Source organism: Parasynechococcus sp., from assembly GCF_042954325.1.
Classification (GTDB): Bacteria; Cyanobacteriota; Cyanobacteriia; order PCC-6307; family Cyanobiaceae; genus Parasynechococcus.
In genome coordinates this window covers 1-3,554 of record NZ_JBGKDS010000058.1, presented here as the reverse complement: position 1 = coordinate 3,554, position 3,554 = coordinate 1, and the positions used below count along the sequence as shown (strand labels likewise).

General features: G+C 59.6%; 4 protein-coding genes. All 4 read left to right on the top strand.

All coding sequences use genetic code 11. The features are described 5' to 3' along the window. Nucleotides 1-1,090 (top strand): urea transporter (locus tag ACGVKB_RS08080; protein ID WP_392350925.1); only part of this gene is annotated, 1,090 nt, incomplete at its 5' end. 17 nt (nucleotides 1,091-1,107) lie between these two features. Then, a complete protein-coding gene (locus ACGVKB_RS08075) occupies nucleotides 1,108-1,236 on the top strand; it encodes a hypothetical protein (RefSeq protein WP_392350923.1) in 129 nt (42 codons plus the stop codon). 161 nt (nucleotides 1,237-1,397) lie between these two features. Continuing rightward, nucleotides 1,398-2,513 carry an aspartate carbamoyltransferase gene (locus tag ACGVKB_RS08070; protein ID WP_392350921.1) on the top strand — a complete coding sequence of 372 codons (1,116 nt, stop codon included), beginning with the start codon at nucleotides 1,398-1,400 and terminating at the stop codon, nucleotides 2,511-2,513. Nucleotides 2,514-2,522: 9 nt separating this feature from the next. Beyond that, a partial coding sequence (asnB, locus tag ACGVKB_RS08065) for an asparagine synthase (glutamine-hydrolyzing) (protein WP_392350919.1) occupies nucleotides 2,523-3,554 on the top strand: 1,032 nt, incomplete at its 3' end.

The following is a 3,554-nucleotide window of genomic DNA, read 5'->3' as shown; positions in this document are numbered from 1 at the left end:
CGGCGATTTCATTCGGTTGCGTTACGGGCGTCTGGCGTGGTGGGTGTTCATGGTGATCACCGCTATTTACACCCTGGGATTTCTGATGACCCAGGCGATGGGTGCCGGACTGCTGCTGCAGGCCCTTTCAGGCTTCAATTACCACGTGGGGATGGTGGTGGTTATTGGTGTCGCCACGCTTTACACCCTGTTCGGCGGGATGCGGGCCGTGATCGGCACCGATTTCATCCAGTCGCTCTTGATCATGGTGCTGCTGGCGGTGGTGGCGGTGCTCGCCTTCCGGCAATTCCCGATGCCCGAGGTGCATGCCTCGTTGCTCGCCCGGCATCCCGATCGGCTCGATTTGCTGCTACCGGCGGGATTGTTGATCGCGTGGAATTCCGCCCTCTTTTCAATGGGCGAGGTGTTTCACAACAACATCTGGTGGTCTCGGGTTTTCGCAAGCCGTCGCTCGGTGGTGATGACCTCATTTGTTTTGGGGGGGGTCGCCTGGATGAGCGTGCCGATGGTGACGGGCTCCATCGGCCTGGTGGCCTTGGCGCGTGAGTTGCCTCTCGAGCAGGTGAACATGGTGTTCCCAGTGATGGCAGCTGATCTGCTCGGAGCCGGCGGCGCTGCTCTGGTGTTCGTGGTGGTGTTTGCCTCGCTCACCTCCACCCTGGATTCGCTGCTGGCATCCACCGCTGATCTTCTGGCGGAGGATGTGTACTTCCGCCTGTTGCGGCCCCAGGCCAGTGACCTGCAGCTGAAGCAGGCGGCGCGGCTGATGGTGGTGGGGTTGGCGGTCGTTACCCTGGCGCTGTCCTGGCCGCGGCTGGATTCTTTGGCGTCGGTGTTGTTCTTCACCGGGGCCCTGGTGGCTTCCACGGTCTGGCCTGTGGCGTGCGGCCTGTACTGGCGCACGGCCAATCGCACGGCTGCCATTGCGGCCATGCTCGCCGGCAGCGTTGTTGGTCTGCTCGCCTATGTGCTGATAGCGCCTTACTGCGCCGCTGTGTTTTCGGCGGCCGTGTCAGCGCTCGTGATGTTGATCGGCAGTCGCACGTGGCCGGAACGGTTTGACTTCACCTTGTTGCAGGAGGAGGGATGATTCAAAGTCTTCCTTTGATGGCCAGCGTTGTTGGACTCTCCGGCTTTCAGTTTCTGCTGGTGGCCAGTCAGCTTGCCTTGGTGCTGTCTGTGTTCATGCTGCTACTGATTTGGTGGGTTGAGTGGCGGAACGGTCGTGTGTGGTGACGGCTGCAAGTGTTAGTAACCAGCTGAACATTTTTTCGGGATCTTTGCTTAAGAAGCTGCTTCTTCGTGGACGAAGGGGTGTTGTTGTTGTTACCGGTAAAAGATGTAGTTCCTGGCTTTAGCACTCGGTTTGGCAAGCAGAGTGTTGATCCGATCCCGCTATGGCACAGGCCAATTCAGCAGTTGTGGACGCCACGTCGGTACAGATTCGGTTTCAGCCGATGGGTCCCGATGTCTATGGGCAGAACCAACCCCAGGAGCTGCTGGCTGCGATTGCCGAGGACGGAGAGCCGTTGCTGGATCTGGTGAATCAGCATGTGGTGTCGATCCAACCGTTTCGCCCCGAGGCCTTGTTGCAGGTGTTTCGGCTGGCGGCGAAGTTCGAGAGCAATCCAGATCGGTATTGCCGACACAACACGCCCCTGACCGGCAAGATTCTGATCAACGCGTTTTATGAGCCGAGCACCCGCACCCGCCTGTCTTTTGACAGTGCTTGGCATCGTCTTGGTGGCAGCTCGATCAACATCACCGACAGGGCAACCACGGGGATTGCCAAGGGCGAGTCTCTGGAAGATGTCGCCCACATGTTCAACAACTACGGCGATTGCGTGGTGCTAAGGGACAGCGATCCCGGTGCTGTTTATGCGATGACGTCAACCCTGCGGATTCCCATCATCAATGCCGGCAACGGCATTGATGAACATCCGACGCAGGCGATGGCGGATCTGTACACGATCTTCAAGTGGCGGCCCAAGCTCGCTGAAGTTGAGGTGGCTGCTGCTGATCGGATTCGCATCGGAATCGTCGGGATTCCATCGCGGATGCGAACGGTTCGCTCACTGCTGAGGATCCTGGCCAAATTTCCGCAGACCGTCGATGAGGTGGTGGTGATCCATGCTCCCGGGTTGGAGTCGGATCTGCAGCTGTTTGACCCAGGGCAGTTGGAGGAGCTCGAAGCTGGCGGCATGAAGGTGCGCTGCAGCACCGATCTTCAGGCTGAAGTGCCCGATTTGGATGTCATTTACATCAACGCCATCGCCTGGGTTGGCGATACCTATGAAGTGCACGGTGGCGGATTTCGCCTCACCCGCGACATGCCGTTCAAGCCTGAAGCGATCGTGCTCCACCCCTTGGCACGGGGAGCGGAACTGAGCACCTGCCTGGATGACACACCCCACAACTGGTACTTCAGCCAGGCCAGGGGAGCTGTCTTCCTGCGGATGGCACTGCTCACCTGCATGGTGAACCGGGCCGAACGCGTCATGGATGTCGTCTGAGCGAGCGTTATGTGCGGAATCGGAGGTGTTTTCAATGCAGACCGTCGTCAGACGGTGGACCGCCAGCTGCTGGTCAACATGGCGGCGATCCAGGCCCATCGTGGGCCCGATGGCTTTGGTGTGGAGGTGGTTGATCAGGCTGGTGTTGGCTTCTGCCATGCCCGCCTCTCGATCATCGATCTGAACGAGTCAAGGGGGCGTCAGCCCTTTCTTACCGATGACGGTGAGGTGCTGATGGCGCATAACGGTGAGTTCTACGACTTTCAGCGCATCAGAGCGGACCTCACCGCCCAGGGGGTGCGCTTCAACAGCAAGAGCGATTCCGAGATTTTGCTCCGGCTTTATCAACGCCAGGGGTTGGAGGCGACTCTGCCCTTGTTGCGCGGGGAATTTGCCTTCGCATTGTTTGATCGCTCGGAGGACTGCCTTTACCTGGTGCGGGATCGCTTCGGCATCAAACCGCAGTACTGGGTGATGACGCCTGAGGGCCTGGTGTTTGGTTCCGAGTTGAAGGTGCTGTTCGCGCATCCGGCGGTGGAGCGGCGCTTTACCTCAGAAGGTCTGTTCCATCAGCTGATGCAGACCATGGTTCCTGGAACCACTGCGTTTGCTGGGGTGCACCAGGTGAAGCCCGGCCATGTGCTGAAAGTGCAACGTGCGAACGGGCGGCTGGAGGTGTCGGAGTCGACCTACTGGGATGTCGACTTTCCGCGTCAGGATCAGCGCGATCGCCGCCTCACGGAGGCCGACCACATCGCTGCAGTTCGTGCGGCTTTGCTGGAGGCTGTCGAGCTGCGCATGGTGGCCGACGTGCCTGTGGGCTGTTATCTCTCCGGTGGCATCGACAGTTGTTCGATTCTCGGTTTGGCGTCAGCCGTCAGCCAGGCACCGGTGAAGGCGTTCACGATCGGATTCGATGACGCCCGTTACGACGAGTCGCCGATTGCTCAGGAGATGGCTGAGGCCACGGGGGCTGAGCAGGATCTGATGCGTCTGTCGGGCCAAGAGCTTTATGGCCATATGGAGCGCACCATCTGGCAT